The following is a 26,449-nucleotide window of genomic DNA, read 5'->3' on the forward strand; positions in this document are numbered from 1 at the left end:
CATGAACAAGCAGATCCTCATTCTTGGCCTGCTGGCCGGTTCCCTGCTGCTGCAAGGCTGTGCGGCTGTAGTAGTAGGCGGTGCAGCCGGTACTGCCAAGGCCTCCGGCGATCGCCGTACCTTGGGCGCCCAGTGGGACGATCAGGCCATAGAGCTCAAAGCAGCCAACCTGCTGGCCGACAACAAACCACTGAGCGCGGCCAGCAAGATCAGCGTCTACAGCAACAATGGCCGTGTCCTGCTAGTCGGCCAGACACCTTCTGACGTGTACAAGCTCGAGGCAGGCAAAATCGTCGGTCGCATCGAAGGGGTTCGCCACGTCTACAACGAGTTGCGTCTTGGTCAACCAGCCAGCTTCACCACCCGCAGCAATGACTCCTGGATCACCTCCAAGGTGAAAGCCGACATGTTTGGCACCAAGAACTTCGACAGCACCAAGGTGAAGGTAGTGACCGAAGATAGCGAGGTATTCCTGATCGGTCTGGTTACCCGCCAGGAAGGGGAACAAGCCGTCGAGATCGCCCGCCACGTCAACGGCGTGAAGCGCGTAATCAAAGCCTTCGAGTATGCTCAGAACTGATGATGCGAAGCGGATATAAAAAAACGCAGCCAACCGGCTGCGTTTTTTTATTTGATCACTTTCAGGGTCGGACGACCACTTGGACGCGGCGGTTCCGGCTCTGGCTCCACCGGCGCCTCGGCCTGCTCCAGCCAGATGTCATAGCCAGGCTCGGGCGGGAACATGGTGCCCACACCGTTTTCCCGGGCATGAATGGCCAGCACGGCCGCCATCGGTATGTAAACCTGCTGGGAGACACCGCCAAAGCGGGCACTGAAGCTGATCGCTTCGTTATCCATGTGATACTGCACCACGGCACGTGGCGCTATGTTCAGCACAATCTGCCCATCCTGAGCGAACTGCATCGGCACCATCACATGGGGGATGTTGACGTTGACCACCAGATGGGGGGTCAGGTCATTGTCCAGCAACCAGTCATAAAACGCCCGTAACAAGTACGGGCGGCTCGGGGTCATTGTCGGTTCCATGCTCATACGCCGGCACGGATCTCGCGCTCGGCCTCGGTCAGGGAAGCCTGGAAGGACTCACGCTCGAACAGGCGAACCATGTAGGCCTTCAGCTCTTTGGCACCACGACCGGTCAGGTCGATGCCAAGGCTCGGCAGACGCCACAACAGCGGAGCCATGTAGCAATCCACCAGACCAAACTCTTCGCTCATGAAGTAGGGCATTTCACCGAAGATCGGCGCGATGGCCAGCAGATTGTCCCGCAGCTCGTTGCGTGCAGCATCAGCATCGGTGCCAGCCATGATCTTGTCAGCCAGCGAGTACCAGTCCAGCTCGATGCGGTGCATCATCAGACGGCTGTTACCACGGGCTACCGGGTAGACAGGCATCAGGGGCGGATGCGGGAAACGCTCGTCCAGATACTCCATGATGATGCGCGAGGTATAGAGTGCCAGCTCGCGATCGACCAGGGTCGGTACAGAGTTGTAGGGGTTCAGCTCGGCCAGTTCATCCGGCAAGTTGGCAGGGTCAACCTGGCAAATATCCACGCTAACACCCTTCTCCGCCAGGACAATACGCACCTGATGGCTGAACATATCGTTGGCACCGGAAAACAGCGTCATTACCGAACGCTTATTGGCAGCTACAGCCATTGAACCCTCCCGTCATTTAAAAGCAGAAACGGCAATGAAGCCTCTATGGTCTTCATTGCCGTGCATTATATTACCCGGATCTGGTCGCTTAGTGAACGTCGCGCCAGAATTCCTTCTTCAACAGCACAGTGAAGATGAAGAAGATCACGATGAAACCAAGTACCCAGAAGCCCATACGTTCGCGCTCCTGCTTGACCGGTTCAGCCGAGTAGACCAAGAAGTTTACCAGATCCAGCACCGTCTGATCATACTCTTCGTTATTCATTTCACCATTGCCGTCAGATTTGATGCTGACAACCTGCTGGGTCTCGACTCCATCGACCGTGTGGGTGGCGAACTCGGCGCGCGGAGTGCCCTGCAGCGGTTCCAGCACATGGGGCATACCCACGGACGGGAACACCACGTTGTTCACACCAAACGGACGGGTCGGATCCACGTAGAACGAGCGCAGATAGGTGTAGATCCAGTCCGCACCACGCACACGGGCAACCAGCGTCAGATCGGGAGGCGCCGCACCAAACCACTTGGCCGCATCCTTGTCGTGCACCGAGTTTTCCATCAGGTCACCAATCTTGGCACCGTTGACGATGAGATTAGACGCCATCAGATCAGCCGGGATCCCCAGATCCTCGGCTACCCGGTTGTAACGCTGATACTGGGTGCTGTGGCACCCGAAGCAGTAGTTCATGAAGGTGGCCGCACCACGCTGCAGTGACGCCTTGTCACTCAGGTCGTAGTTGGCCTTATCCAGATGCACGGCTCCGGTATTGGCAAAAACCAGAGATGGCAGCAGGGTCAGCACTGCAAATATTATTTTTTTCATTTAAATGTCACCCTTTCCGGCAGCGGCTTGGTGCTTTCGTTCTTGCTATAGAAGAACAGCAGGACAAAGAAACCGAAGTAACCCAAGGTACACACCTGAGCGATCAGGGTCAGGGTCGGGGTCGACGGCAGCACACCCAGAACACCCAGGATGATGAAGCAGACCACGAACTGGGCGATGTTCAGCTTGTGCAGCTTGCTGCGATAGCGCACCGAACGCACCTTGCAGCGATCCAGCCAGGGCAGCAGGAACAGCACCACGATGGAGAGACCCATCATGATAACGCCCAGCAGCTTGTCGGGTACGGCACGCAAAATCGCATAGAAGGGGGTGAAGTACCACACAGGCGCAATGTGGGCCGGGGTCTTCAGGCCGTTGGCCACTTCAAAGTTCGGCTTCTCGAGGAAGTAACCCCACATGTCCGGTTTGAAGAAGATGATGGCGCAGAAGAAGAACAGGAAGCCGGCGACGCCGATCATGTCCTTGACGGTGAAGTAAGGGTGGAATGCCACCGCATCCAGCGGCCAGCCGTTCTCGTCCTTGTGCTTCTTGATGTCGATGCCGTCCGGGTTGTTGGAGCCCACTTCATGCAGCGCCAGGATATGCATCGCAACCAGCATCACCAGCACCAGCGGCAACGCGATGACGTGCAGCGCGAAGAAGCGGTTCAGGGTGGCGCCGGAGATAACGTAGTCACCGCGGATCCACAGAGTCAGATCGTCGCCGATGATCGGAATGGCACCGAACAGCGAGATGATGACCTGAGCCCCCCAGAAAGACATCTGACCCCACGGCAGCAGGTAGCCCATGAAGGCTTCCGCCATCAGGCAGAGGAAGATCAGCATGCCGAAGATCCACAGCAGCTCGCGCGGCTTCTGGTAGGAGCCGTAGATCATGCCGCGGAACATGTGCAGATAAACCACGATGAAGAACGCAGATGCGCCGGTTGAGTGCATGTAGCGCAGCAGCCAGCCGTAATCCACATCCCGCATGATGTACTCGACGGAAGCAAAAGCGCCTTCCGCAGAGGGGTTGTAGTTCATGGTCAGCCAGATACCGGTGATGATCTGGTTAACCAGCACCAGCATCGCGAGGGAGCCGAAAAAGTACCAGAAGTTCAGGTTTTTCGGTGCCGGATACTTGGCCATGTGGTCGTTGTACATGGCAGTGAGCGGGAACCGGTAGTCGATCCAGCCCATCAGTTTGCTCAACATGATCAGGCCTCCTTGCCGTCGGCACCGACCAGAATGGTGGTGTCGTTGATGAATTTGTATGGCGGAATGACCAGGTTCAGCGGTGCAGGCACCCCCTGGAATACACGGCCGGCCATATCGAACTTGGAGCCATGGCACGGGCAGAAGAAGCCGGATGTGACCCCTTGCACCTGCTCGCCAAAGCTGTCCGGCAAATAGGAGGGCGAACACCCGAGGTGGGTGCAGATGCCGACCGCGACGAAGATTTCCGGCTTGATGGATCTATACCCGTTGTGGGCATAGTCAGGCTGTTGCGGCTCTTCGGATGAGGGATCCCGCAGCTTGTCGTCATGCGCAGAGAGCGCATCCAGCGTCTGCTTGGTGCGGTTCACCACCCAGACCGGCTTGCCTCGCCACTCGACACGGATGAGCTGACCCGGTTCCAACTTGCTGATGTCGACTTCAACCGGGGCGCCGGCCGCTTTGGCCTTGGCACTCGGGTTCCATGATTTTATAAACGGCACTGCGGTAAACGCAGCTCCTACCCCGCCAACGGCAACCGTTGACCAGGTAAGAAATCTGCGGCGACCGTTATCAACTGGCGCATTGCTCATCCAAAAACTCTCCCATGTGGACTCCGCACATTCTTATTGTGTCCCTGTTCCCCTTTTCCCGTGACAACAGCGGCGGAAGCTGGAGTTACAATTGCCACAGAAAAACCGAGGAAATTTTAAAGAAAAGATAACAACTTGACAAGAAAGAGAGGTAGTCCCAGAAAACAATAAATATACAATTTTTTGTCTTTTGTGACGTATGGTTAGCATTGCGGCAGGAAAGATCACCAATAAAAAAAGCCTGGCAGTTGCCAGGCTTTTTTGACACTCGAAAGAGTGAGTACCAGAAGCGAATTAACGCTTGGAGTACTGCGGACGCTTACGAGCTTTGTGCAGACCGACTTTCTTACGCTCAACCTTACGGGCATCGCGAGTAACAAAGCCAGCTTTACGCAGTTCGGAACGCAGGGTTTCGTCGTACTGCATCAGAGCACGAGTGATACCGTGGCGGATCGCACCAGCTTGACCGGAGATGCCACCACCGTTAACGGTGATGTACAGATCCAGTTTCTCGGTCATCTCAACCAGTTCCAGCGGCTGACGAACTACCATGCGGGCAGTCGGACGGCCGAAGTACTGCTCCAAGGAGCGCTGGTTGATTACGATCTTACCGCTACCCGCTTTGATAAATACGCGAGCAGTGGAGCTTTTGCGACGGCCGGTACCGTAGTATTGATTTTCTGCCATGTTGCCAGTTCCCGATTAGATATCCAGTACTTGAGGTTGCTGAGCAGCGTGAGCGTGCTCGGCGCCTGCGTAAACTTTCAGTTTACGGAACATGGCACGGCCCAGAGGACCTTTCGGCAGCATGCCTTTAACAGCAGCTTCGATTACCATTTCCGGTTTACGCTGAATCAGCTTGTCGAAGCTGATGGACTTGATACCACCCGGGAAGCCGGAGTGAGCGTGGTACATTTTGTCGGTAGTTTTCTTACCGGTTACACGTACCTTCTCAGCGTTTACAACGATGATGTAATCACCGGTGTCAACGTGCGGAGTGTATTCAGCTTTGTGCTTACCACGCAGACGAGCAGCGATCTCGGTTGCGATACGACCCAGAGTTTTACCTTCTGCGTCCACAATGTACCAGTCACGTTTTACGGTTTCTGGCTTGGCAACGAAAGTTTTCATTAAGTTAAACCCAATTACCTGTTACAGACCCAATTGTTTATGGGGGCTCTCCCACAAACAACAAACGATGGCCTACCTGTACCCCTTCGAATACAAGTAAAGCTTAAAGTGTTGCTGTCTTATCGACAGCTGTAACGTGGGCCGGGCGATTATAAGTGAAGTTGCCTTAAATATCACCTGCTAATTTCACTGCCATGAAGCTAGCAAATGTCGCCCGGCCCTACCTGCCGCAGATGCCCATCCGACTGGCAGGCGCGGTATTGTGACTAAGGAAGGTGCACTCTGGCAAGGTATTCGTGCGATTGCATTTCCTGAAGCCGTGAAAGACAGCGCTGGAATTCGAAATTCAGCAGCCCTTCACCATAGAGTTCCGTCATGGGCACGGCGGCCGACATGATGAGTTTGACGTGCCGTTCATAGAACTCGTCGATCATGGCGATGAAGCGGCGGGCCGCGTCATCCGTGCCTCTGCCCATTGGTTTAACATTGGCCAGCAACACGGTGTGGAACAGCCGGGCCAACTCGATATAGTCGTTTTGGGAGCGGGGAGTACAGCAAAGTTGCTCGAAATCCATATAGAGCACCCCTTCCCCCATCCCCAGCGACGTCAGCTGCCGATGATTGACCTCAAAACGCCCCTCTGAGGCCTCGTGCCCCCCGGTTAATTGCTGAAAATAGCGATCAAGATTCGTTTTTGCCTGCAGATCCAGCGGGCAGTGATAAATCTCAGCCTGCTCCAGCGTACGCAGGCGATAGTCGATGCCACCGTCTACGTTAAGTATTTCGCAATGGCGCTCGATAAGCTCGATGGCGGGCAGAAAACGGGCTCGCTGCAGCCCGTTGCGATAAAGATCCTTTGGCGGCATGTTTGAGGTTGCCACCAGCACGACGCCCTGACCGAACAACTCCTGAAACAAGGTGCCAAGCAACATGGCATCTGTAATGTCCGAGACGAAAAATTCGTCGAAGCAGATGATGTCCGTCTCGCCGGCCAGCTTGGCTGCTACCAGCTTGAGCGGGTCAGCCAGACCGCTCAACGCCTTGAGTTCATCATGGATCCGCTGCATGAAGCGATGGAAATGACAGCGCATTTTGCGCGTCCCTGGCAGGCTGTCGAAAAAAGTATCCATCAGCCAGGTCTTGCCTCTGCCCACTCCCCCCCACATATAGATCCCCAGGATGGGCTCCTGCGCCCTGGGCTTTTGCAACCAGCCAAACAGCCCGCGGGATCTGGTCGGAGTCGGGCGATGCAGCAAATCCTGATACAGTCGCTCCAGCCTGCTGATGGCCATCCCCTGAGCGGGGTCGGCATGCACGCCGGGTCGTAGCAGATCCTGCTGGTATTTTTGCTGCGGTGTCATCCTTGAGGGCCTCTCCAACTCCCTGAATAGAGGACAAAATGGTATCACGCCCTCAGGACGCACGGTATAGTGCCATCAAGGCATGGCGGTTCATCCAGCCGTATGAACACACACTGTTTTAGCTGTAACAAGGAGCATCTATGAGTCTGTCAACTGGGATCCTGCTGGCTGTCGCAGCCTTGATCGTCGGTATCATCATCGGCCGTTTTTCGGTTCGCAGCCGTGACGCCGGTCGTCTGGAACAGGAGCTGAAAAAGGCCCATAAAGAGCTCGAAAACTATCAGGGCCAGATCAATACCCACTTTGCCGACAGTGCGGCACTGATGGAGCAGCTGGCCGAGCAGTATCAAACCCTCTATCGCCACATGGCAGAGCAGAGCAAGTTCCTGGCCAAGGCTCAGGAGCCGCTGTTCCGCGAAGTCTTGGTGGAAGAGGAAGAGACCAAGACCGAAGCCGAGCCGGGCGTACCGCCTCGCGACTATGCCGGCGCCTCTTCCGGTCTGCTCAAGTAAGCGGGTCAGTCCCTTGCGGAACTAATCGGGAACGTCTGTGGTCTGACCTTGACGATTGCAATGCAACTTTTTCTGGGAGCTGTTTTTCATATGCGTAAACCTCTTTCCATGCTCAGTGTGCTAGCCCTCAGTGTCGGTATCGCCATGTCTGCGGCCCCTGCTCAGGCTGCACTGCCTTCCCTGTTAGGCTCCAACCAGGAGATGCCGAGTCTGGCTCCTGTTCTGGAGCAGGTCACTCCGGCCGTGGTCAACATTTCTGTCTCAGGCAAAAAAGTGACCCGCCAGCGCCTGCCCGAGCAGTTCCGCTTCTTCTTTGGCCCCAACATGCCTGACGAACAGGTGAGCGAGCAGCCCTTCCAGGCGCTCGGATCCGGCGTCATCATCGATGCCAAGAAAGGCTACGTGATCACCAACGCCCACGTGGTTCACGAGGCGGACGAGATCAAGGTCAACCTGAAAGATGGTCGTGAATATGCGGCCAAGAAGATCGGTGAGGACAAACAGTCCGACATCGCCCTGCTGCAAATCAAGGCGGAAGATCTGGTGCAGATCAAGTTCGCCGACTCCGATGAGCTGCGGGTGGGTGACTATGCGCTGGCAATCGGCAACCCCTTTGGTCTGGGCCAGACCGTCACCTCCGGGATTGTCAGTGCGCTGGGCCGTAGCGGCCTCAACATCGAAAATCTGGAGAACTTCATCCAGACCGATGCAGCCATCAACTCGGGTAACTCCGGCGGCGCCCTGCTAAACCTGCGTGGCGAGCTGATCGGTATCAACACCGCGATTCTGGGCCCCAACGGTGGCAACATCGGCATCGGCTTTGCCATCCCCTCCAACATGGTGCGGGATCTGGCCGACCAGATCGTCAAGTACGGTGAAGTACGTCGCGGCCAGCTGGGTATTACCGGCACCGAGCTCACCTCCGACATCGCCAAGACCTTCGGTTACAACAAGAAGGATGGCGCTTTCGTCAATCAGGTGATGCCGGGTTCCGCAGCCGACAAGGCGGGCATCAAGGCGGGCGATATCATCGTCAGCATCGATGGCAAACCGGTTCGCTCCTTCGGCGAGCTGCGCGCCAAGATCGCCACCATGGGCGCCGGCAAGCAGGTCGAGCTGGGGCTGATCCGCGATGGCAAGTCACAAACTGCCAAGGTGACCCTGAAGCAGGCCGATGACAGCGAAGTGCGCGCCAGCGCGCTGCACCCGGCACTGGAAGGGGCCAAGCTGAGCACCACTACCGACCCGGTCTCCGGTGTCGCGGTGGCCGACATTGATCCTCGCTCTGCTGCAGCCGCTTCCGGCCTGCAGAAGGGTGATATCATCATCGGGGTCAACCGGGTGCGCATCAACACCCTGGGTGAACTGACCAAAGCGCTCAAGAGCAAGCCGGACGTACTGGCCCTCAACATCCAGCGCGGCGACTCTTCCCTCTATCTGGTAATTCGTTAATCCCCCATCACCCGCGGCACTCGCCGCGGGTGATTTTTATCCATCGATAATGTTATTCTCTGCCCGCAGCCAGCACGGATGAGAATGACATGAAAATCCCCTCTTTAGTCAGTTACTTGGGCAAGTCTGTCGGTTTCGGTTTGACCGTCGCCGCACTGCTGTTGCTGCTGTTCCCCAATTTCCGTGGCGGGGCTCAATTGCCCGGCCTGATCACCAATGCCCGTGAACTGAGCTTCTCTTACGCCGCACACCGCGCCGGCCCGGCTGTCGTCAACATCTATACCCGCAGCTTTGCCTCCAATCAGGGCAATCGCGGACAGCTGCAGCCACAGGGGCTGGGCTCTGGCGTCATCATGAACCAGCGTGGCTATGTGCTGACCAACTACCACGTCATCGCCGATGCCGATCAGATCATTGTCGCCCTGCAGGATGGCCGCGTCTTCAGCGCCGAGTTGGTCGGTACCGATCAGCTCACCGATCTGGCAGTGCTCTACATCGAATCGGATAACCTGCCGGTGATCCCGCAGGATCAGAACAGCCAGCCCGAGGTGGGCGACGTGGTGCTTGCCATCGGCAACCCCTACAACGTCGGCCAGACCATCACCCAGGGGATCATCAGTGCCACCGGCCGCACCGGTCTCTCCAGCATGGGGCCAGACAGCAATGGCCGGCAGGATCTGCTGCAAACCGACGCAGCCATCAATGCCGGCAATTCGGGGGGTGCTCTGGTCAACGGCCGGGGTGACCTGGTTGGCATCAACACCGCCACCTATCACCTCAACGGCAATCAGGAGAGCTACGGCATCAGCTTCGCCATCCCCTACCGGCTGGCCAAGCGGATCATGGACGAGCTGATCGCCAACGGCCGCGTTATTCGCGGCTATCTCGGTATCTCCAGCGTCGAGATCAACCCCATCGTCGCCCGTATGATGAATCTGGGCGAACTGCGCGGCCTCATCGTCGAGAGTCTGGATCCGGTCGGTCCGGCGGCCAAAGGCGGCCTGCAACGGGGTGACGTGCTGCTCAAGATCAACGGTGAAGCGATCACCGGGGTACGTGCCGCCATGGACAAGATCGTCGAGAGCCGCCCCGGCACAAAGCTCTCCATCTCAGTCTTCCGCGATGGCAAGCCGCTCGAGGTGGTAGTGACCATCGAAGAGGATCTGCGCTACCAGAACAGGGCTGCCGCCAGCGCGGCAGGCGCCAGCTAACCGCCACTCCATCTCATCGTTCAAGGGCGGGCAACCGCCCTTTTTCTTGCCCGCTATTTCATAAATACGCCCCGTCTGCGTGAGGCGATTCACACTTTTCGCCAAGGCTCAGCTGCCCGCTGAAAACGGAAAAGTGCGCCTCTGCTCACACTAATCCAGCCTCGTTCAGAGCTTTTCCACTCTTTTTTGCCAACGAAGGGTCCTCTTTGACCCCTAACGACGGGAATTTCCGCTTCGAATCGGAAAAAAGCTGCCTCCTCTCACCATCCATGCCGGCTTAGGGTAGAGCCATCCCTTCTGCCAGCCTTGGAGAGCAGACATTGCAAACAGAGACCCACGACCAGACCATGACCCCGGACAGCCCGGCGCTGCTGCGCCAGACCGACCAGATCCTGGCACGCATTCATATTCTGCTGGGCGATCAGGGCATCCGCCCCAACGAGGTACAGCAGCAGATGCTGGCCTCCCACGTCAAAGCCATGGTGTGGCGCTCCCACAGCGGTGAACCGCTGCCGGAAGTTGACCTCAGCCTGTTTGAGGAGATCTCTCCCCTCTCGCTGCGTCTCGCCGAGCAGGTTGTCAGCTGGCTGGAGCGACTCGCCTACGAAGAGGCACACCTCTTGTCCGTCCATTTTGAAGTAGCCAAAGAAAACGAACTCAGCTCAGTAACAGGAGATAACTAAATGACTGCCATCAAACTCGTGATTGGAGATCGTCTCGGCAAGGGTCAGAAAGTGGGGGCAGGCGCGGAAGCAGCCGGTGCCAGCGTGACCATCATCCCCGGCATGGCCGCCGACATGAAGCTCGGCGACGTGATGAACAAGGAGCAGGCTGATCTGGGGATCTCCTTCTGCGGCAGCGGCGGCGCCGGTGCCATCACCGCCCAGACCAAGTACGGCTACAAGTGCCGTTACGGCATGCGCTCCATCGAAGAGGGCGTCACCGCCATCAACGAAGGCTGCGTCGTGCTGGGCTTTGGCTTCATGGACAAGGAAGAGCTGGGCCAGAAACTGGTCGAAGCCTTCGCCAAGAAACACGGACACGCCTGATGAAAGAGAACTTCACCACCAAGGTCACCGTCAGCGGCAAGGGAACCACCCGTCAGCAGGCGTTTGCCTCCGCCCTCAGCCAGGTGCAACCCACACTGCTCAAGGACAACCAGCAGGTACTGCTGCGCATTGAGCCGGTCGATGTACAGGTGCTCAAAGCCGAGGAGTCAGTCCGGGTGGAGAAGTTTCTGTTCTTCTTCCTGCCGCGCCAGCGCCGCGAATACCGCGTCCAGCTGGAGATCACGGTTCAGGTCACCAGTCTCGACGTCGCCAGGGTGACGTTCACCCAGGTGTGATCTCCTGACCGGCACCACCCCACAAGAAGGATACGTTGGATGTTTCTAATCATATTTATCAAGTCTCTCATCATTGGCGGCCTGGTTGGCGTCGGGGTGGGGGCCGGCGCGGCGCGGATGTTCCACGCCCCGACCGTACAGGGCATGGGTGCCTTCCGCACCCTGGGCGAACTCAACTCCTGCGAGGGGGATCCCGCTTCCCACTTCTCGTTTGGTCTGGGCTTCTTCTTCAACGCCTGGGCCTCCACCGTGGCGGCTGGCGCCTTCACCCAGGATGTGGATCACCGCATCATCCCGCACTGGGCCACGGCGGCACTGCTGTTCAAAAATCGGGATCTCGCCACCACCCTGCACGACCCGAAAAAGATGGCCATCGCCGGCGGCATCATAGGTGCCATCGTGGTCGCCTTCCTCAACAGCACGGCTGCTGCCGTCCCGGCCGCCCTGCAGGTCACTGCGGTCAAGGTGCTGGTACCGGCCGCCAACCTGCTGGTCAATACCGTCATGCCGGTGATCTTCTGGCTGGCAGCCATCGAGGCGGGCAAGAAATCCGGTTTCTGGGCAACCATCTTCGGCGGTCTGGCCCAGCTCATCATGGGCAACGCGGTACCGGGTCTGGTGCTCGGCATCCTGATCGGCAAGGGCGTGGAAGAGAGCGGCTGGAACCACGTCACCAAGGTGATGATGGCGGCCATCGTCCTGCTGTTCGTGCTGAGCGGCTTCTTCCGCGGCTTCGACATGAAACTGATTGAATCCTTCCATATGGGTGTCCCCCTGTGGCTGGAAAACGTCCATAACCTGCTGAGCGGCAAATAAGGGGTCACACCATGGATGAGAAACTGAAAAACAACTTCTGGTATGCCGACTGGTCATTCCCCATCTTCGTCGGCCTGCTCTCGGCCGGGGTCTTTGCCGGTACCCACATGTTCTATCTGTACGGGGTCGGTACCTTCAACGAGGTAGCCTTCGTCGCCATGCTGAAAGCCGGAATGGACACGGGTGCCTACGGCGCGGTAGCCGCTTTCGGCGCCAGCTTCCTGTTCGCCCGCATCATCGAAGGCTCCCTGGTGGGGATCCTGGATATCGGCGGTGCCATCCAGACCGGGGTCGGCCTCGGTGTGCCAGCCCTGCTGCTGGGGGCCGGCATCGTCTACCCGGTGGAGAACTTCGGCGCCTCGCTGGCAACCGGCATGGGGATTGGTCTGGCCATCGGCTACGTCATCATTCTGGCGCGCAAGTTCACCATCAACCAGAGCAACTCCACCTACGGAGCCGACGTCATGATGGGAGCTGGCAACAGCTCTGGCCGCTTCCTCGGCCCCCTCATCATCCTCTCCGCCATGGGTGCCTCGATCCCCATCGGTATCGGTTCCCTGCTGGGTGCCCTGCTGTTCTACGTGTGGGGCAAGCCCATCACCGGCGGTGCCATCCTGGGAGCCATGCTGCTCGGTACCTTCTTCCCGGTTGCCCTTATGTAAGTACCAGCCGCCCTGCGGGGCGGCTCGCCAGAGGTTATCAGCATGTACGACACGATCATCAAAGCGGGGCGCCAGGGAGATGGCCAGCTCGTCGATATCGCCATCAGGGAGGGCCAAATCGCCGCCATCGGCTCCCTGCCGGAGACGGCAACGGCGCGGCAGATCCTGGATCTTGCAGGCAGGATCCACGTCAGCGCCGGCTGGATCGATGGCCACACCCACTGCTACCCCGCCTCTCCCATCTATCACGATGAACCGGACAAGGTCGGGGTCGAATCAGGCGTCACCACCGTGATCGATGCCGGCAGCACCGGAGCCGACGATGTGGACGACTTCAAGCGGATCGCTGCGGGTTGCAAGACCCGGGTGCATGCCCTGCTCAACATCTCCCGGATCGGCCTGCTGCGCCAGAACGAGCTGGCGGATAGCAGAGACCTCGATATGGATCTCGCCTCGGCAGCCATTCGCCGCCACCCCGACTTTATCGTCGGCATCAAGGCGCGGATGAGCGGCAGCGTGGTCGGAGAAAACGGTCTGCAACCGCTGCGCATGGCCAAGGCGCTGCAACAGGCCCACGGCCAGCTACCGCTGATGGTGCATGTGGGTAACACGCCGCCGGATCTGGACGAGATCGTCGCCCTGCTGGGAGATGGCGATCTGCTGACCCACTGCTTCAATGGTAAGCCCAACCGCATCCTGACCCCGGCTGGCGAGCTGCGCCAAGCTGTGCGCGAGGCGATGCAGCGGGGCCTCTTGCTCGACATCGGCCACGGCGGCGCCAGCTTCAGCTTCGAGGTGGCGGAGCTGGCTATCCGGCAGGGGATCCTGCCCCGCACCATCAGCTCCGACATCTACTGCAAGAACCGCATCAAGGGGCCGGTCTACAGTCTGGCCCACGTGATGTCGAAGTTTCTCGCCATCGGTATGACGCTGGAGCAGGTGCTCGCCTGCGTCACCCATCAAGCGGCTGACGCACTGCGGCTAACCGGCAAGGGGCGACTCGAAGTGGGCGCCGATGCCGATCTGACCCTGTTCGAGGTCGCCAGCGGCCCGACCCTGTTTATGGATACCGAAGCCCAGTCCCGCAGCGGTGACCAACAACTGCAGCCTCTCGCCGCCCTGGTAGGGGGCGAACTGGTTCTGACTCACTATGGGAAATCACACCATGCCTTCTGTTTATGAGAAATATCAGCTCAAACCGGTGATCAACGCCTCCGGGCGCATGACCATTCTCGGCGTATCTACCCCCGAGCAGGAGGTGGTCGATGCGGTCAACTTCGGCCTCGGCCACTACTTCGAGGTCAAGGATCTGGTCAACAAGACCGGCGCCTATCTGGCTGGCCTGCTGGGAGTGGAAGATGCGGTGGTGGTCTCCTGCGCCAGCGCCGGCATCGCCCAGTCGGTGGCCGCCGTGATCGTACGCGGCGACCCCTACCGCCTCGAGCAGTTGCACGCCCATACCCACGATGTGCCCAGCGAAATCGTGCTGGCCAAGGGACACAACGTCAACTTCGGCGCCCCGGTCGGTACCATGGTCAATCTGGGTGGCGGCAAGGTAGCGGAAGCCGGTTACGCCAACGAGTGCTCCCCCGCCCAGCTGGCCGCTGCCATCAATGCCAACACTGCAGCCATCCTCTATATCAAGTCCCACCACTGCGTGCAGAAGAGCATTCTGTCGGTGGCCGAAGCCGCCGAGGTCGCCAGGGCCCACGGGCTCCCGCTCATCGTTGATGCAGCCGCCGAAGAGGATCTGCGCCTCTACTACAACCAGGGGGCGGATCTGGTCATCTACAGCGGCGCCAAGGCCATTGAAGGCCCCACCAGCGGGCTGGTGCTTGGCAAGCGTCAGTACGTAGAGTGGGTCAAGCAGCAAGCCAACGGCATCGGCCGCGCCATGAAGGTCGGCAAGGAGGGGATCCTCGGCCTGACCCATGCCATCGAGCGCTATCTGGCCAAAGAGAAAGAGAGCGGCGCCGCCATGGTCGCCAAGATGACCCCCTTCATCGAGCGCCTCAACCAGCTGCCCTGCGTCACCGCCAAAGTGGTGTGGGACAGCGCCGGGCGCGATATCGCCCGCACCGATATCGCCTTCGACCACCAGCAGATCGGCATGACCACAGTGCAGGTCGTCACCCGTCTGCAACAGGGCACGCCTGCCATCTACTGCCGTGGCTACAAGGCCAACGAGGGGCATATCGAAATCGATGTGCGCAGCGTCACCGTGCCCCAGCTCGACCAGATCCACTCCGCTATTGCCAACCTCGTTCAGGAGAATCGCTGATGTCCCTTACCCCCAACTACTACCGTGATCGAGTCTGTCTCAACGTGCTGGCAGGTTCCAAAGAGAATGCCGTCGAGGTGTACGACGCAGCCGAAGGCCACGTGCTGGTCGGTGTGCTCTCCAAAAACTACCCGGATATCCCCTCCGCGGTGGCCGACATGCGGGCTTACGCCAAGCTCATCGATAACGCCCTCTCCATCGGTCTGGGGGCCGGTGATCCGCGCCAATCCGCCATGGTGGCCGAGCTGGCCTGCCAGCTGCAGCCCCAGCACGTCAATCAGGTGTTCACTGGTGTTGGCGCCAGCCGGGCGCTGCTCGGTCAGTCAGAGACACTGGTCAACGGTCTGATCTCCCCCACCGGCATGCCGGGCATGGTGAAGATCTCCACCGGCCCGCTCAGCGCCGGGCAGCCGGACGGGATTGTCCCCATCGATACCGCCATCGCCCTGCTCAAGGACATGGGTGGCAGCTCGGTCAAATTCTTCCCCATGGGCGGACTGGCCTGCCGTGACGAGTATCAGGCGGTAGCCGAGGCCTGTGCCCGCCACGGCTTCTGGCTGGAGCCCACCGGCGGTATCGACCTGGACAACTTTGAAGAGATTGTGCGAATCGCGCTGGATGCCGGGGTCGAGAAGGTGATCCCTCACGTCTACAGTTCCATCATCGACAGCGTGAGCGGTCAGACCCGTCCTGATGATGTACGGACTCTGCTGGCCATGGTGAAACGACTGTTGGCGTGATGGCAGTCACGGGCACCGGTTTAATCACTGACCGGTGCCTGGCCTGCTGGTGACATGCTTGTTAACATCGGCCCTTTTATCGTGCGACAGGAGACGCTCATCCCCACATGATCAAGCTGCCCCACCCGAGACTGCACCAGCTGCTGACCCAACTTCATGCCGAACCACTGCCGCAGGAGGAGCTGGCACGCCGCCTCAATGTTTCCACCCGCACCGTACGCACCGATGTGGCGACCCTCAACGAACTGATTGCCACGCACGGCGCCCACCTGATCCACCAGCGTGGCAGCGGCTACCAGCTGAAGATCTACAATCAGACGCTGTTTGAGGCATTGCTGGCAGCGCAGGGACAGGAGAGTACCTTGCCGCGCACCAGTCGCGAACGGGTGCTGAATCTGCAGATCCTGCTGCTGACGGCAGAGCAGGGGATCAAGCTCGATGAGCTGGCCGATACCTGGTACCTGAGCCGGACGGCGCTGCAAGGCGATATGGCGGAAGTGCGGGAACAGCTGGCTCACTTTGGCCTCGCGGTCGAGAGCAAACCAAGGGTGGGTATGCGGATACAGGGGAGCGAGACGGCAATCCGTGCCTGCCTGACCCAGCTGCTCTATCAGGAGTTGCTGCACAACAATCAGTTGCAAACCCTGCTACCCAATCTCTGCCCCAGCAAAACCCTGGAGGTAGTGGGCAATCACATTCACGCCCAGTTGAGCCGTCATCAGCTGCGTCTGGCCGACGAAAGTTTGCAGCAGCTTGCTATCTACTGCGCAGTCGCCCTGCTGCGCCAAGCCGCTGGCCACGAGCTGCGCCAATTCGCCAGCGAGGATCTCACTGCCCCCCTGCTGGCAGTCGCTCGTGACATCTATGGCGAACTGCCGACCCTCACCCCGCCAGGAGAAGAGGAGATAGCCTGCCTCGCTATCCAGATCCAGGCGCGCCTGATTGCCGAAGCGCCTCAGCTTAGCCCGGCCATGGCGGCCGAGAGCGAACAGCTGGTGGAACATCTGCTCACGTACATCCACCAGCACTACCCCTATGATCTGCGGGGCGACCTGCAGCTGCGAGCCGACCTGCAGACCCACATCAGCGCCATGCTGCTGCGGGTCAAGTACCAGATCGGCAGCCACAATCCGCTGGCAGACCACATCAAGCAGTACTACCCCCTCGCCTACGACATCACGCTGGCAGCCATCTCGGAGTGGATCAGGCAGACCCCTTACCGGCTGACCCACCACGAGATCGGCTATCTGGTGATCCATATCGGGGTCGGGCTGGAGCGCCACTACGATATCGGCTACACCAGACGCCCGCAGGCACTGCTGCTGTGCGATGCGGGCAATGCCACTTTCAGAGTGCTGGAGGCCCGCATCAAGCGAGAGTATCCCCAGTTGCAGCTGACCACGCTTGAATCGGTGCGGGATTACGAAGGGCTGGAGCAGATCAAACAGGATTTTGTCATCAGTACCGTCAAGGTGAGCGAAAAGGATGTGCCGGTGGTGCAGGTAGACCCCTTCCCGACCCAGTACCAGCTGGAGCAACTTGGCAAACTGGTGCTGATCGACCGCACCCGTCCCTATATGCTCGACAAGTACTTCGATGCGGACCACTTCATGGTGGTCAACGAGCCGATTACCCAGGCGGAACTATTTGAGCGCATTTGCAGCCAGCTGGAGGCAGAGGATCTGGTGGAGAGCGGCTTCAGGGCTTCCCTGCAGGAGCGGGAGCGAATAGTCTCCACCATGCTGGGTGAGGGTATCGCCCTGCCCCACTCCCTTGGCCTGCTGGCACATAGGACGCTGGTCTATACCGTACTGGCACCACAGGGTATCGACTGGGGCAATGGCGAAAATGCCACCCTCATCTTCGTGCTGGCCATCAGCAAGGCAGACTATGAGGAGGCGATGGGGCTCTATGATCTGTTCCTGGCGCTGATGAACGAAAAAGCCAGCAGGAGTCTGCTGGCTTGTCGCGATTTTGCCGATTTCAAGGCGTTGGCAAGAGTAGCGCCCTGAGCGTCGCCACTACTCCTCGTTGAAACCCGAGGTGAACAGCTCCACTACAGCGGCAAGGGCCTCAACCTCTTCGGGGCCCTCAACCTGCACTTCCACCTGCTTGCCCTGAGCAGAATCAAGCATCAGCAGGCCAATCACGCTGTCGGCATCGGCCTCGACCCCATCTTCATTGCGCAGCAACACATGGGCATCGAATCCCTGTACCAGCTCGAACAGCATCATGGCCGGTCTGGCGTGAATGCCCAGCTTGTTTTTCACTTCAACCGAAGCCGAAACTGTCATTTTGCCGTCCTATTGCATCATCAGGAGTGGGATGGGTTCTTGTCGAGGGTGCGGTGGCGGAGCTGAACGTTCTTGCCAAGCAGCCGGAAAGCCGCAGCCAGCCGCTCTGCGATAAAGACCGAACGGTGCTGACCGCCGGTGCAACCGATTCCGACCGTCACATAGCTGCGATTGTTGCGCTCAAGATGGGGCAACCAGGTCGCCAGCATGTTTTCGATCTGCTGGGTAAACAGCATCACATCAGCTTGCGCCGCGAGGTAGTTGGCGACCGGTTCATCCTTGCCGGTAAAAGGCTTGAGTTCCGGGATCCAGTGCGGGTTGGGCAGGAAGCGGGCATCGAACACGAAGTCGGCATCCTTGGGAATGCCGTACTTGAAGCCGAAAGATTCGAACACCAGCACCAGCTCGTTCTCTTTCTTGCCGAGTACCCGGGTCTTGATGAGCTCGCTCAGGTCGTGAATGCTGAGGTTGGTGGTATCGATACGCAGGTCGGCAGTAGAGGAGAGCGGCGCCAGCAGGTGGGTCTCCTGCCGGATCGCCTCATCCAGCGACAGCTTGTTGCGCGACAGGGGGTGCAGACGGCGGCTCTCGCCATAGCGCTTGAGCAGGGTGCCGTTATCGGCATCGAAGAAGAAGCTGGCAAATTCAACCCGCCCTTCGTTGCGAACCTGAGCCAGCAGGTTCTCCAGTTTTTCCGGGTCACCGGGCAGGTTGCGCACGTCGATGCTGACCGCCAGCTTGTCATACTGGCTCTCGACCGAGACGATCAGCTGGGGCAGCAGGTTGACCGGCAGGTTATCTACGCAGTAGTAGCCCAGATCTTCCAGCACCCGCAGGGCTACCGTCTTGCCGGAGCCCGAACGTCCACTCACCACGATTAACTGCATCTTGTTCCCTCACGCCAAAACGGGTATGTCATCAGGGCCTGCACATCAGGCCGAAGTCATGATCTGATAGAGCTCTTCGTCACTGGTAGCCTGACGCAACTGGCGGCAGACCGCCTTGTCGCCCAGCTTGGAAGCCATCAGAGAGAGGGTCTTGAGATGCTGTTTGCACTCGCTCTCCGGTACCAGCAGGGCAAAGAGCAGGTCAACCGGTTGATTGTCGATGGAGTCGAAAGGGATGGGTTCGGCAAAGGTCATCAGGATCGCGGTTGGCGGAAACTCATCGTCAATTCGACCGTGGGGGATCGCAATACCGGCACCGATCCCGGTACTGCCCATTTTTTCGCGGGCCAGCAAGCATTCAAACAGCGCCTGGCGGGAGGTACCGAGGCGTTCGGCGGCCAGCTCGCTGATGATTTCAAGGGCGCGTTTCTTGCTGGTACATGGGACTGCACCCTTGGTGCAGTCCCGACTCAGTATGTGTTCAAGTTGCATAGTTATTTTTTATTTAACTTATCTTTGTGCTTGATGATCTGCCTGTCCAGCTTGTCGAGCAAGGTATCAATCGCGGCATACATATCGGCATGCTCGGAGTTAGCGAATACCTCGCCACCGCTGACGTGCAGTTTGGCTTCGGCAATCTGGTTCAGTTTCTCTACGCTAAGCACCACATGCACGTTGTTGATGTGGTCAAAATGACGCTCGAGTTTGGCAAATTTGTTATTCACATAATCACGCAGAGCTTCGGTGATCTCGACATGGTGTCCGGTCAGGTTAATTTGCATAACATCATCCTTTTGTTTTGCCTAAACCAGGCGTTTGCGCTGATTGGAAGGTGGGATAAACAAGGATTCGCGATACTTAGCGATCGTGCGTCTAGCCACCATAATACCCTGTTCGGCCAGCAAATCCGCGATCTTGCTATCACTTAACGGCTTGGCAGGATTCTCTGCCGTCACCAGCTTTTTGATGAGCGCGCGAATTGCGGTCGATGAGCACTCTCCTCCTCCTTCGGTGTTCACATGGCTGGAGAAAAAAAACTTCAATTCGAAGATACCGCGGGGGGTATGCATGTACTTCTGGGTCGTCACCCGGGAGATGGTCGACTCATGCATCTCCACCGCTTCGGCAATGTCGTTGAGCACCATTGGCTTCATCGCCTCTTCACCATACTCGAAAAAGCCCTGCTGCTGCTCGACAATACAGCTGGCTACTTTCAGCAGGGTATCGTTGCGGCTCTCAAGGCTCTTGATGAACCACTTGGCCTCCTGCAGGTGGGAGCGGATGAATTGGGTATCCGTGCTGCTGCGGGCGTTGCGGGCCATGGCGGCATAGGTCTCGTTGACCCGGATGCGCGGGGCGGAATCGGGGTTGAGCTCCACCACCCAGCGGTTCTGGCGCTTTACCACCGAAACATCGGGGATCACATACTGGGAGTCGCTCTGGATAATGCCATTGCCGGGGCGCGGCTCCAGCAGCTGGATCAGATCCAGCACCTCCTTGAGGTCGCTCTCCTTGAGGCGGGTTTTGCGGGCCAGAGCGCGATAATCGCGGTTGCCGAGCAGATCCATGTGCTCGAGGATCACCTCTTTGGCTTCGTTGAGCCAGGGTGTTTCAGGGGCATACTGCTCCAGCTGGATAAGCATACACTCCTGCACCGAGCGAGCGGCGATACCGACCGGATCGAAGTGCTGCACCCGCTTGAGGACAGCCTCCACTTCATCGAGTTCGACCTCCAACTCGTCACTGCTGACGGCGGTCTGGATATCCTCCAGTGCAACAGTCAGATACCCGGATTCGTCGATGGCATCGATGATGGCAAGCGCGATGGCGGCATCGACGTCGCTAAACGGAGTGAGCCGCATCTGCCACAGCAGATAGTCCTGCAGGTTTTCGGTGGTCTCACCCTGATAGACGCTGTCTTCACCGTCGTGGATCGGGCCTGCACTCTGGGCGGTACCGGCGGAGTAAACCTCATCCCAAGTGGTATCTACCGGCAACTCGTCCGGCATCTGTTCCTGAGCCATGGCATCGCTGGAGTCGAGCTGGCTGGCATCGACAGTCTCTTGCGGGGCAGTCTCCTGCACTTCGCTCTCTTCCTGCTCCAGCAGAGGATTGCTTTCGAGCGCTTGCTGAATTTCCTGCTGGAGTTCCAGAGAGGAGAGCTGGAGCAGACGAATCGCTTGTTGTAATTGCGGCGTCATGGTCAGGGACTGACCGAGACGCAACTGTAATGTCGGCTTCATCTACGTCGGGATATCCTTATGTTCAGCGAGGCACTGTCACAGAGAATGAAGGCTGCCCCCTTACTATAGACTGAATTGATCGCCCAAATAGACGCGCTTGACCTGTTCGTCGGCGAGGATATCGGCCGGGGCACCCTCGGCAATCATCTGGCCGTGGCTGACGATATAGGCCTTCTCGCATACGTCCAGAGTCTCTCTGACGTTGTGGTCGGTAATCAAGACGCCGAGCCCCCTATCTTTCAGGTGCTGGATGATCTTCTTGATGTCTATCACAGAAATCGGGTCAACCCCTGCGAAGGGTTCATCCAGCAGGATAAAGCGCGGTTCTGCTGCCAGCGCCCGGGCAATCTCGACCCGCCGCCGCTCACCACCGGAGAGGCTCTGCCCCAGGTTGTCGCGGATATGGGTGATATTGAACTCTTCCAGCAGTTGCTGAACCTTGTCCTCCCGCTCTTCGCGACTCAACTCCTTGCGCGTCTGCATCACCCCCATCAGGTTTTCATACACCGTGAGGCGGCGGAAAATTGAGGCTTCCTGCGGCAGGTAACCTATGCCGTTGCGGGCACGCACATGCATGGGCTGCAGGCTGATGTCCTGATCGTCGATGGTGATGAGACCGGCATCGCGCTGCACCAGCCCGACAATCATGTAAAACGACGTGGTCTTGCCGGCGCCGTTGGGACCGAGTAAGCCGACGATCTGGCCGGTTCCCACCTCAAGGCTCACATCGCTAACCACCATGCGACGTTTGTAACTCTTCTGCAGGCCGACTGCTTTCAATACTGCCATAGCTTATTTTCCCTGCTTCTTCTGGTCGGCGGGCTTGTCGAAATTCTCGACCTGATCCGGCAGGAAGACCGTCTTGACCCGCTGGTTCGGGGTCTTGCTCTCGGCAATCATCTTCTGTTTGACGATGTCGTAACGGATCAGGTCACCGTTGACCTGACTATCTTCCTGCTTGAGCTGACCGTTGCCGGTGATAGTCACCAAGCGCTTCTTCAGCTCATAACGAATGCTGTCACCATGGGCGTTAACCGGCTTGCCGTTATCCAGGATCTGGAAGAAGGTGGCGGGTTTACCATAGGCAGTCATCACCTCGGCACCTTTCTCGCCGGAACGGGTTACCACAACCTTGTCAGCCTTGATCCTGATGGTGCCCTGATTGATGGTCACATCCTGCTCGAAGGTGATGCGGTTGTCCTGCATCTCGGCCACCTGCTTGATGGCGTCGACATAGACCTTCTCGGTGAAGTCGGACTCCTTGGCGTTGACTGTGCCGCAGAGCATCAGGGCGGCGAGAGCCAGATTAACGTTTTTCATTGAAATAGATGGCATGACCTTGATCCAGTAGCTCAAAATATTTGCGGTCCAGATGGCCCTTGAGGCCAACCCCTTCGGTCTGGAAATCCTGACCCAAAATGTTCACTTGCCGATTGCTGCGTACGTCCTGTGTCACCAGATCCAGCTCCATATAGGGCGTATCCAGCTTGGAGATAAAGGAGTCCGGCAGCAACCCGTCCAGATGCACCTTGTCCCGCAGGATCACGTTGTCATCGGTATTGAGTACGCCGGTCTCGGCCGTCACCTTCCACTCGGCCTGTCCCTGCTCGTCAAACATGTAGACCACCGGTTTTTCGAAGGTCGCCTGCTCGAGGATCTGGAAATACTCAGCATATTCGGATTCCAGCCGCTCGGTACGCTTGCCGTTGACATCGAACCGGGTGGTCACCAGATCTCTGGCGACAAAATCCGGCTGATAGTGCTCGGTTTTTACCTTGGCCTCGGGCACCAGCTCCACCTTGCCAAGCTGCCAGGCCACCAGAGCGACCAGAAACAGCAGGCCAAACAACAGGGTTTGTCTGCTCATGCCGATACCTCGGGCTGATAATCGTCATGACCCTGCGCCTGCAGGATGAGATCGCACACTTCGCGTACCGCCCCCATACCACCGCCAAGCCGGGTCACCATATCGGCACGGCTCAATACCAGCGGATGGGCATCGGCAACGGCAATGCCGAGACCACAGGCCTCCATCACCGGCAGGTCGATGGTGTCATCTCCCATATAGGCTGCCTGTTCCGGTGTTAGTCCCAGCTTGGTCAGCAGGGCTTCAAAATGAGGCAACTTCTTGTCTGCCCCCTGCACCACATGAGCCACACCCAGGCTCTTCATCCGATCGCTGACGATACGGGAGTTGCGCCCGGTAATGATGGCGATCTCGATCCCGGCATTGAGCAGTGCCCGCATGCCGGCGCCGTCGCGGGTACAGAAGGTTTTCAGCTCTTCGCCGTTGTTTCCCATGTAGATGAGGCCATTGGAGAGCACCCCGTCCACATCGCACACCAGCAGGCGAATCTGCGCCGCCTTGTCGAACTGGCTGCGCGTCACCGGACCATAGAGGGTCGGTACGTTTTGCATCAAATAACTCCGGCTTTCAGCAGGTCATGCATGTTGAAGGCTCCCAGCGGGCGCTTGTCGCCATCCACAACCAGTAATCCGTTGATTTTTCTCGTTTCCATCAGCTTGACGGCTTCTGCCGCCATCATCTCCGGCCCTACGGTAACACAGTTGGCCGTCATGACGCGGCTGATGGGGGTGCGATGAATATCGACCTGCTGGTCGAGAATGCGGCGCAGGTCACCATCAGTGAAGAGTCCCGCCAGCAGCCCGCGCTGGTCGACCACTGCGGTCATACCGAGCCCTTTGCGGCTAACTTCCAGCAGCGCTTCGCTGATGGTGGCATCGATCCCCACTCGGGGCAACAGCTCGCCACTGTGCATCAGATCGCCCACTCGCAACAGCAACCGCTTGCCGAGCGAACCACCCGGGTGAGAGAGGGCGAAATCATCGGCGGTAAAGCCGCGCGCTTCCAGCAGGGCGACTGCCAGCGCATCGCCCATCACCAGCGTTGCCGTGGTGCTGGAGGTTGGTGCCAACCCGAGCGGACACGCCTCTTTCTCCACCTTGATGCACAGATGCACGTTGGCCTCTTTGGCCATGGTGGAGGCCGGGTTGCCGGTCATACAGATGAGCGGGATACCACGACGCTTGAGCACCGGCAGCAGGGCCAGGATCTCGTCGCTCTCACCGGAATTGGAGATGGCGATGATGAGATCCCCTGCCGAAATCATCCCCAGATCGCCGTGGCTGGCCTCACCCGGATGAAGGAAAAAGGCTGGCGTACCGGTACTGGCCAGGGTGGCGGCAATCTTGCTGCCGATATGGCCCGACTTGCCCATTCCGGTGACCACTATCTTGCCACCACAACGGAGCACCATCTCGCACGCCTTGTCGAAGGCGTCATTCAGATACTGATAGAGTCCATCAATCGCTTGCTTTTCTGTGTCCAGCACCGCACGGGCACTGCGACGGAAATCGAACAGTTCAGACACTTTCTCGGGGGTTGCAGACATAAAGAGACAGCTCCGGGGCGAATTTAGCTGCGGGATTATAAAAAAGTCTGCTCTGATAAGCGAATCGGATGGCAAATCCCGTAACACATGACGCAGTTTGTTACATAAAACTGTCGCGCAAACCGCGCTGAAGGCTGCTCAATAGTTGTTCCTTGCTGTTGCTTAGACCTAGACTAGCCCATAAAATTCGCACCTCATTTACACCGAATGGACAATTGTTTGAACAATGACCTGATCACCATCTCCGATCTGACCTTCAGTCACGGAGATAGGCTGCTATATGACGGGATAAACCTGACCATTCCCCGTGGCAAGGTCACCGCCGTCATGGGCCCGAGCGGCATCGGCAAAACGACCCTGCTGCGGCTGATCGGTGGCCAGCTCAAACCCGAGTCCGGTCATATCCTGTTTGACGGGGAAGATATCCCCGCCCTCTCCCGCTCGCGCCTCTACGAGGTGCGCAAGCGGATGAGCATGCTGTTCCAGAGCGGCGCCCTCTTTACCGGCATGACGGTCTACGACAACGTGGCCTTCCCGTTGCGGGAGCACTCCGGTCTGCCGGAAGAGCTGATCCACACCATTGTCATGATGAAGCTGCAGGCTGTAGGTCTGCGCGGCGCGGCAAAATTGATGCCTTCCGAGCTCTCCGGCGGTATGGCCCGCCGGGCGGCACTGGCTCGCGCCATCGCGCTGGATCCGGATCTCATCATGTATGACGAGCCGTTTGTCGGCCAGGATCCCATCACCATGGCGGTGCTGGTCAAGCTGATAAAGGATTTGAACGATGCCCTTGGTATCACCTCCGTCATCGTCACCCACGACGTGAAAGAGGTGCTGAGCATCGCCGATTACGCCTACATCATCGCTAACCGCAAGGTGGTGGCGCACGGTACGCCGGAACAGCTGCGCGAGGAGCACAATCCCGAAGTCGAGCAGTTCCTTAAAGGATTGCCCGATGGTCCTGTTCCGTTTCACTTTCCGGCAGGCGACCTGCTACAGGATCTCTGATGTTGATAAGTCAAATAAGCAAGCTGGGGCGGGTCGGCATTCGCGCCATCACCTCTCTGGGTCGGGCAGCCATCATGCTGTTCCATGCGCTGGCGGGCAAACCCGAACCACGCAAGCACTTCCCGTTGCTGGTGCAGCAGCTCTATGTAGTCGGGGTGCAGTCCGTCGCCATCATTCTGGTGTCAGGGCTCTTCATCGGCATGGTGCTGTCGCTGCAGGGCTACAACGTATTGAAGGATTTTGGTGCCGAGCAGAGTCTGGGCCCGCTGGTCTCCCTCTCCCTGTTGCGGGAATTGGGCCCGGTCGTGACGGCGCTGCTGTTTGCCGGTCGCGCCGGTTCGGCTCTCACTGCCGAGATCGGCCTGATGAAGGCGACCGAGCAGCTTTCAAGCCTCGAAATGATGGCAGTCGATCCGCTGCGCCGCGTGGTGGCTCCCCGCTTCTGGGCCGGGGTCATCAGCATGCCGCTGCTGGCCTTCATGTTCAGCCTGATCGGTATCTTTGGCGGCAAGCTGGTCGGGGTTGACTGGCTTGGCGTCGACGAAGGGGGCTTCTGGTCTGCCATGCAGGCCTCGGTCGACTGGCATGAAGATATCATGCAGGGTGCCATCAAGAGCCTGATCTTCGCTCTGGTGGTCACCTGGATAGCCCTCTTCAATGGCTATGATGCCAAGCCGACCTCGGCCGGGATCAGTCAGGCCACGACTCGTACCGTGGTTCACTCGTCCCTCGCCGTACTCGGCCTGGATTTTATTCTCACTGCAGTCATGTTTGGATAAGGTAA

33 protein-coding genes are annotated in these 26,449 nt (G+C 58.5%); 15 read left to right on the forward strand and 18 right to left on the reverse strand.

All coding sequences use genetic code 11. The annotated features are described in order from the left end of the window. The first annotated feature begins 1 nt into the window (after position 1). Positions 2-580 carry a division/outer membrane stress-associated lipid-binding lipoprotein gene (gene dolP, locus LG31_RS0116045; protein WP_033115436.1) on the forward strand — a complete coding sequence of 193 codons (579 nt, stop codon included), beginning with the start codon at positions 2-4 and terminating at the stop codon, positions 578-580. A 47-nt stretch (positions 581-627) separates the two neighbouring features. On the opposite strand, the gene LG31_RS0116050 is transcribed toward dolP, so the two are convergent. The 8 genes from LG31_RS0116050 to zapE form a co-directional block, all read right to left on the reverse strand. Next, on the reverse strand, positions 628-1,053 hold the full coding sequence (locus LG31_RS0116050) for a ClpXP protease specificity-enhancing factor (RefSeq protein WP_033115437.1): 426 nt from the start codon (positions 1,051-1,053) through the stop codon (positions 628-630). Continuing rightward, positions 1,050-1,679 (reverse strand): stringent starvation protein SspA, encoded by a 630-nt coding sequence (sspA, locus tag LG31_RS0116055; protein ID WP_033115438.1) that lies wholly within the window; start codon positions 1,677-1,679, stop codon positions 1,050-1,052. The genes LG31_RS0116050 and sspA overlap by 4 nt, the downstream gene beginning before the upstream one ends. An 88-nt stretch (positions 1,680-1,767) precedes the next feature. Further along, positions 1,768-2,502, reverse strand: a complete 735-nt coding sequence (locus LG31_RS0116060; protein ID WP_033115439.1) for a cytochrome c1 — start codon at positions 2,500-2,502, stop codon at positions 1,768-1,770. After that, entirely contained in the window at positions 2,499-3,716 is a 1,218-nt protein-coding gene (locus LG31_RS0116065; RefSeq protein ID WP_033115440.1) for a cytochrome b, read from the reverse strand. The genes LG31_RS0116060 and LG31_RS0116065 overlap by 4 nt, the downstream gene beginning before the upstream one ends. Before the next feature lie 2 nt (positions 3,717-3,718). Further along, complete coding sequence (petA, locus tag LG31_RS0116070; protein ID WP_033115441.1) at positions 3,719-4,309, reverse strand: ubiquinol-cytochrome c reductase iron-sulfur subunit; 591 nt, start codon at positions 4,307-4,309, stop codon at positions 3,719-3,721. Between the two features lie 294 nt (positions 4,310-4,603). Further along, positions 4,604-4,996 carry a 30S ribosomal protein S9 gene (gene rpsI, locus LG31_RS0116075; protein ID WP_005336286.1) on the reverse strand — a complete coding sequence of 131 codons (393 nt, stop codon included), beginning with the start codon at positions 4,994-4,996 and terminating at the stop codon, positions 4,604-4,606. A 15-nt stretch (positions 4,997-5,011) separates the two neighbouring features. Further along, positions 5,012-5,440, reverse strand: a complete 429-nt coding sequence (gene rplM / locus LG31_RS0116080) for a 50S ribosomal protein L13 (protein WP_005341737.1) — start codon at positions 5,438-5,440, stop codon at positions 5,012-5,014. A 266-nt stretch (positions 5,441-5,706) separates the two neighbouring features. Next, positions 5,707-6,801, reverse strand: coding sequence for a cell division protein ZapE (zapE, locus tag LG31_RS0116085; RefSeq protein ID WP_033115442.1), 1,095 nt, complete (start codon positions 6,799-6,801; stop codon positions 5,707-5,709). Positions 6,802-6,941: 140 nt separating this feature from the next. Between zapE and LG31_RS0116090 the strand changes: the two genes are divergently transcribed. The 12 genes from LG31_RS0116090 (at position 6,942) to LG31_RS0116145 (ending at position 17,832) form a co-directional block, all read left to right on the forward strand. After that, positions 6,942-7,313, forward strand: a complete 372-nt coding sequence (locus tag LG31_RS0116090) for a Z-ring associated ZapG family protein (protein ID WP_033115443.1) — start codon at positions 6,942-6,944, stop codon at positions 7,311-7,313. 90 nt (positions 7,314-7,403) lie between these two features. Continuing rightward, complete coding sequence (locus tag LG31_RS0116095; protein ID WP_033115444.1) at positions 7,404-8,765, forward strand: Do family serine endopeptidase; 1,362 nt, start codon at positions 7,404-7,406, stop codon at positions 8,763-8,765. 89 nt (positions 8,766-8,854) lie between these two features. Continuing rightward, positions 8,855-9,976 carry an outer membrane-stress sensor serine endopeptidase DegS gene (gene degS, locus LG31_RS0116100; protein ID WP_033115445.1) on the forward strand — a complete coding sequence of 374 codons (1,122 nt, stop codon included), beginning with the start codon at positions 8,855-8,857 and terminating at the stop codon, positions 9,974-9,976. 320 nt (positions 9,977-10,296) lie between these two features. Then, positions 10,297-10,659, forward strand: a complete 363-nt coding sequence (locus LG31_RS0116105) for a transcriptional regulator (RefSeq protein WP_033115446.1) — start codon at positions 10,297-10,299, stop codon at positions 10,657-10,659. Further along, the gene (locus LG31_RS0116110; protein WP_033115447.1) at positions 10,660-11,025 is read left to right on the forward strand and encodes an SFCGS family glycine-rich protein; all 366 of its coding nucleotides are present in this window, start codon (positions 10,660-10,662) and stop codon (positions 11,023-11,025) included. It abuts the gene before it with no gap. Beyond that, positions 11,025-11,321 (forward strand): DUF4312 family protein, encoded by a 297-nt coding sequence (locus tag LG31_RS0116115; protein WP_033115448.1) that lies wholly within the window; start codon positions 11,025-11,027, stop codon positions 11,319-11,321. Before LG31_RS0116110 ends, LG31_RS0116115 begins: the two co-directional genes overlap by 1 nt. Positions 11,322-11,360: 39 nt before the next feature. Continuing rightward, positions 11,361-12,137 (forward strand): DUF4311 domain-containing protein, encoded by a 777-nt coding sequence (locus LG31_RS0116120; protein WP_005341754.1) that lies wholly within the window; start codon positions 11,361-11,363, stop codon positions 12,135-12,137. Positions 12,138-12,148: 11 nt separating this feature from the next. Continuing rightward, entirely contained in the window at positions 12,149-12,799 is a 651-nt protein-coding gene (locus tag LG31_RS0116125; RefSeq protein WP_033115449.1) for a DUF4310 family protein, read from the forward strand. A 42-nt stretch (positions 12,800-12,841) separates the two neighbouring features. Next, positions 12,842-13,981 (forward strand): amidohydrolase/deacetylase family metallohydrolase, encoded by a 1,140-nt coding sequence (locus LG31_RS0116130; protein WP_033115450.1) that lies wholly within the window; start codon positions 12,842-12,844, stop codon positions 13,979-13,981. Continuing rightward, positions 13,965-15,080, forward strand: coding sequence for a DgaE family pyridoxal phosphate-dependent ammonia lyase (locus LG31_RS0116135; protein WP_033115451.1), 1,116 nt, complete (start codon positions 13,965-13,967; stop codon positions 15,078-15,080). The genes LG31_RS0116130 and LG31_RS0116135 overlap by 17 nt, the downstream gene beginning before the upstream one ends. Then, entirely contained in the window at positions 15,080-15,820 is a 741-nt protein-coding gene (gene dagF, locus LG31_RS0116140; RefSeq protein ID WP_033115452.1) for a 2-dehydro-3-deoxy-phosphogluconate aldolase, read from the forward strand. The genes LG31_RS0116135 and dagF overlap by 1 nt, the downstream gene beginning before the upstream one ends. Before the next feature lie 107 nt (positions 15,821-15,927). Next, positions 15,928-17,832 carry a BglG family transcription antiterminator gene (locus LG31_RS0116145; protein WP_033115453.1) on the forward strand — a complete coding sequence of 635 codons (1,905 nt, stop codon included), beginning with the start codon at positions 15,928-15,930 and terminating at the stop codon, positions 17,830-17,832. 9 nt (positions 17,833-17,841) lie between these two features. Here LG31_RS0116145 and npr read toward each other — a convergent pair whose 3' ends face one another. From npr to LG31_RS0116195, 10 genes are all read right to left on the reverse strand, one after another. Next, the gene (gene npr / locus LG31_RS0116150) at positions 17,842-18,114 is read right to left on the reverse strand and encodes a PTS phosphocarrier protein NPr (protein WP_033115454.1); all 273 of its coding nucleotides are present in this window, start codon (positions 18,112-18,114) and stop codon (positions 17,842-17,844) included. 20 nt (positions 18,115-18,134) lie between these two features. Continuing rightward, on the reverse strand, positions 18,135-19,001 hold the full coding sequence (gene rapZ / locus LG31_RS0116155) for an RNase adapter RapZ (RefSeq protein WP_033115455.1): 867 nt from the start codon (positions 18,999-19,001) through the stop codon (positions 18,135-18,137). Positions 19,002-19,046: 45 nt separating this feature from the next. Further along, positions 19,047-19,493, reverse strand: coding sequence for a PTS IIA-like nitrogen regulatory protein PtsN (gene ptsN, locus LG31_RS0116160; protein ID WP_033115456.1), 447 nt, complete (start codon positions 19,491-19,493; stop codon positions 19,047-19,049). A 2-nt stretch (positions 19,494-19,495) separates the two neighbouring features. After that, complete coding sequence (gene hpf, locus LG31_RS0116165; protein ID WP_005336323.1) at positions 19,496-19,783, reverse strand: ribosome hibernation promoting factor; 288 nt, start codon at positions 19,781-19,783, stop codon at positions 19,496-19,498. A 21-nt stretch (positions 19,784-19,804) separates the two neighbouring features. Next, positions 19,805-21,244 (reverse strand): RNA polymerase factor sigma-54, encoded by a 1,440-nt coding sequence (locus LG31_RS0116170; protein ID WP_033115457.1) that lies wholly within the window; start codon positions 21,242-21,244, stop codon positions 19,805-19,807. A gap of 63 nt (positions 21,245-21,307) precedes the next feature. Beyond that, entirely contained in the window at positions 21,308-22,033 is a 726-nt protein-coding gene (lptB, locus tag LG31_RS0116175; protein ID WP_033115458.1) for an LPS export ABC transporter ATP-binding protein, read from the reverse strand. Positions 22,034-22,036: 3 nt separating this feature from the next. Further along, positions 22,037-22,564 (reverse strand): lipopolysaccharide transport periplasmic protein LptA, encoded by a 528-nt coding sequence (gene lptA, locus LG31_RS0116180; protein ID WP_033115459.1) that lies wholly within the window; start codon positions 22,562-22,564, stop codon positions 22,037-22,039. Next, positions 22,551-23,111, reverse strand: coding sequence for an LPS export ABC transporter periplasmic protein LptC (lptC, locus tag LG31_RS0116185; RefSeq protein ID WP_033115460.1), 561 nt, complete (start codon positions 23,109-23,111; stop codon positions 22,551-22,553). The genes lptA and lptC overlap by 14 nt, the downstream gene beginning before the upstream one ends. Continuing rightward, the gene (gene kdsC, locus LG31_RS0116190; protein WP_033115461.1) at positions 23,108-23,662 is read right to left on the reverse strand and encodes a 3-deoxy-manno-octulosonate-8-phosphatase KdsC; all 555 of its coding nucleotides are present in this window, start codon (positions 23,660-23,662) and stop codon (positions 23,108-23,110) included. Before kdsC ends, lptC begins: the two co-directional genes overlap by 4 nt. Next, a complete protein-coding gene (locus tag LG31_RS0116195; protein ID WP_033115462.1) occupies positions 23,662-24,657 on the reverse strand; it encodes a KpsF/GutQ family sugar-phosphate isomerase in 996 nt (331 codons plus the stop codon). The genes kdsC and LG31_RS0116195 overlap by 1 nt, the downstream gene beginning before the upstream one ends. A gap of 207 nt (positions 24,658-24,864) precedes the next feature. On the opposite strand from LG31_RS0116195, the gene mlaF reads away from it, so the two are divergent. Both mlaF and mlaE read left to right on the forward strand, forming a co-directional pair. Beyond that, positions 24,865-25,665, forward strand: a complete 801-nt coding sequence (gene mlaF / locus LG31_RS0116200) for a phospholipid ABC transporter ATP-binding protein MlaF (protein WP_033115463.1) — start codon at positions 24,865-24,867, stop codon at positions 25,663-25,665. Then, complete coding sequence (gene mlaE, locus LG31_RS0116205; RefSeq protein ID WP_033115464.1) at positions 25,665-26,444, forward strand: lipid asymmetry maintenance ABC transporter permease subunit MlaE; 780 nt, start codon at positions 25,665-25,667, stop codon at positions 26,442-26,444. The genes mlaF and mlaE overlap by 1 nt, the downstream gene beginning before the upstream one ends. The last annotated feature ends 5 nt before the right edge of the window (positions 26,445-26,449 follow it).

The sequence above is a fragment of the Aeromonas lacus genome (genome assembly GCF_000764665.1).
GTDB classification, from domain to species: Bacteria; Pseudomonadota; Gammaproteobacteria; order Enterobacterales; family Aeromonadaceae; genus Aeromonas; species Aeromonas lacus.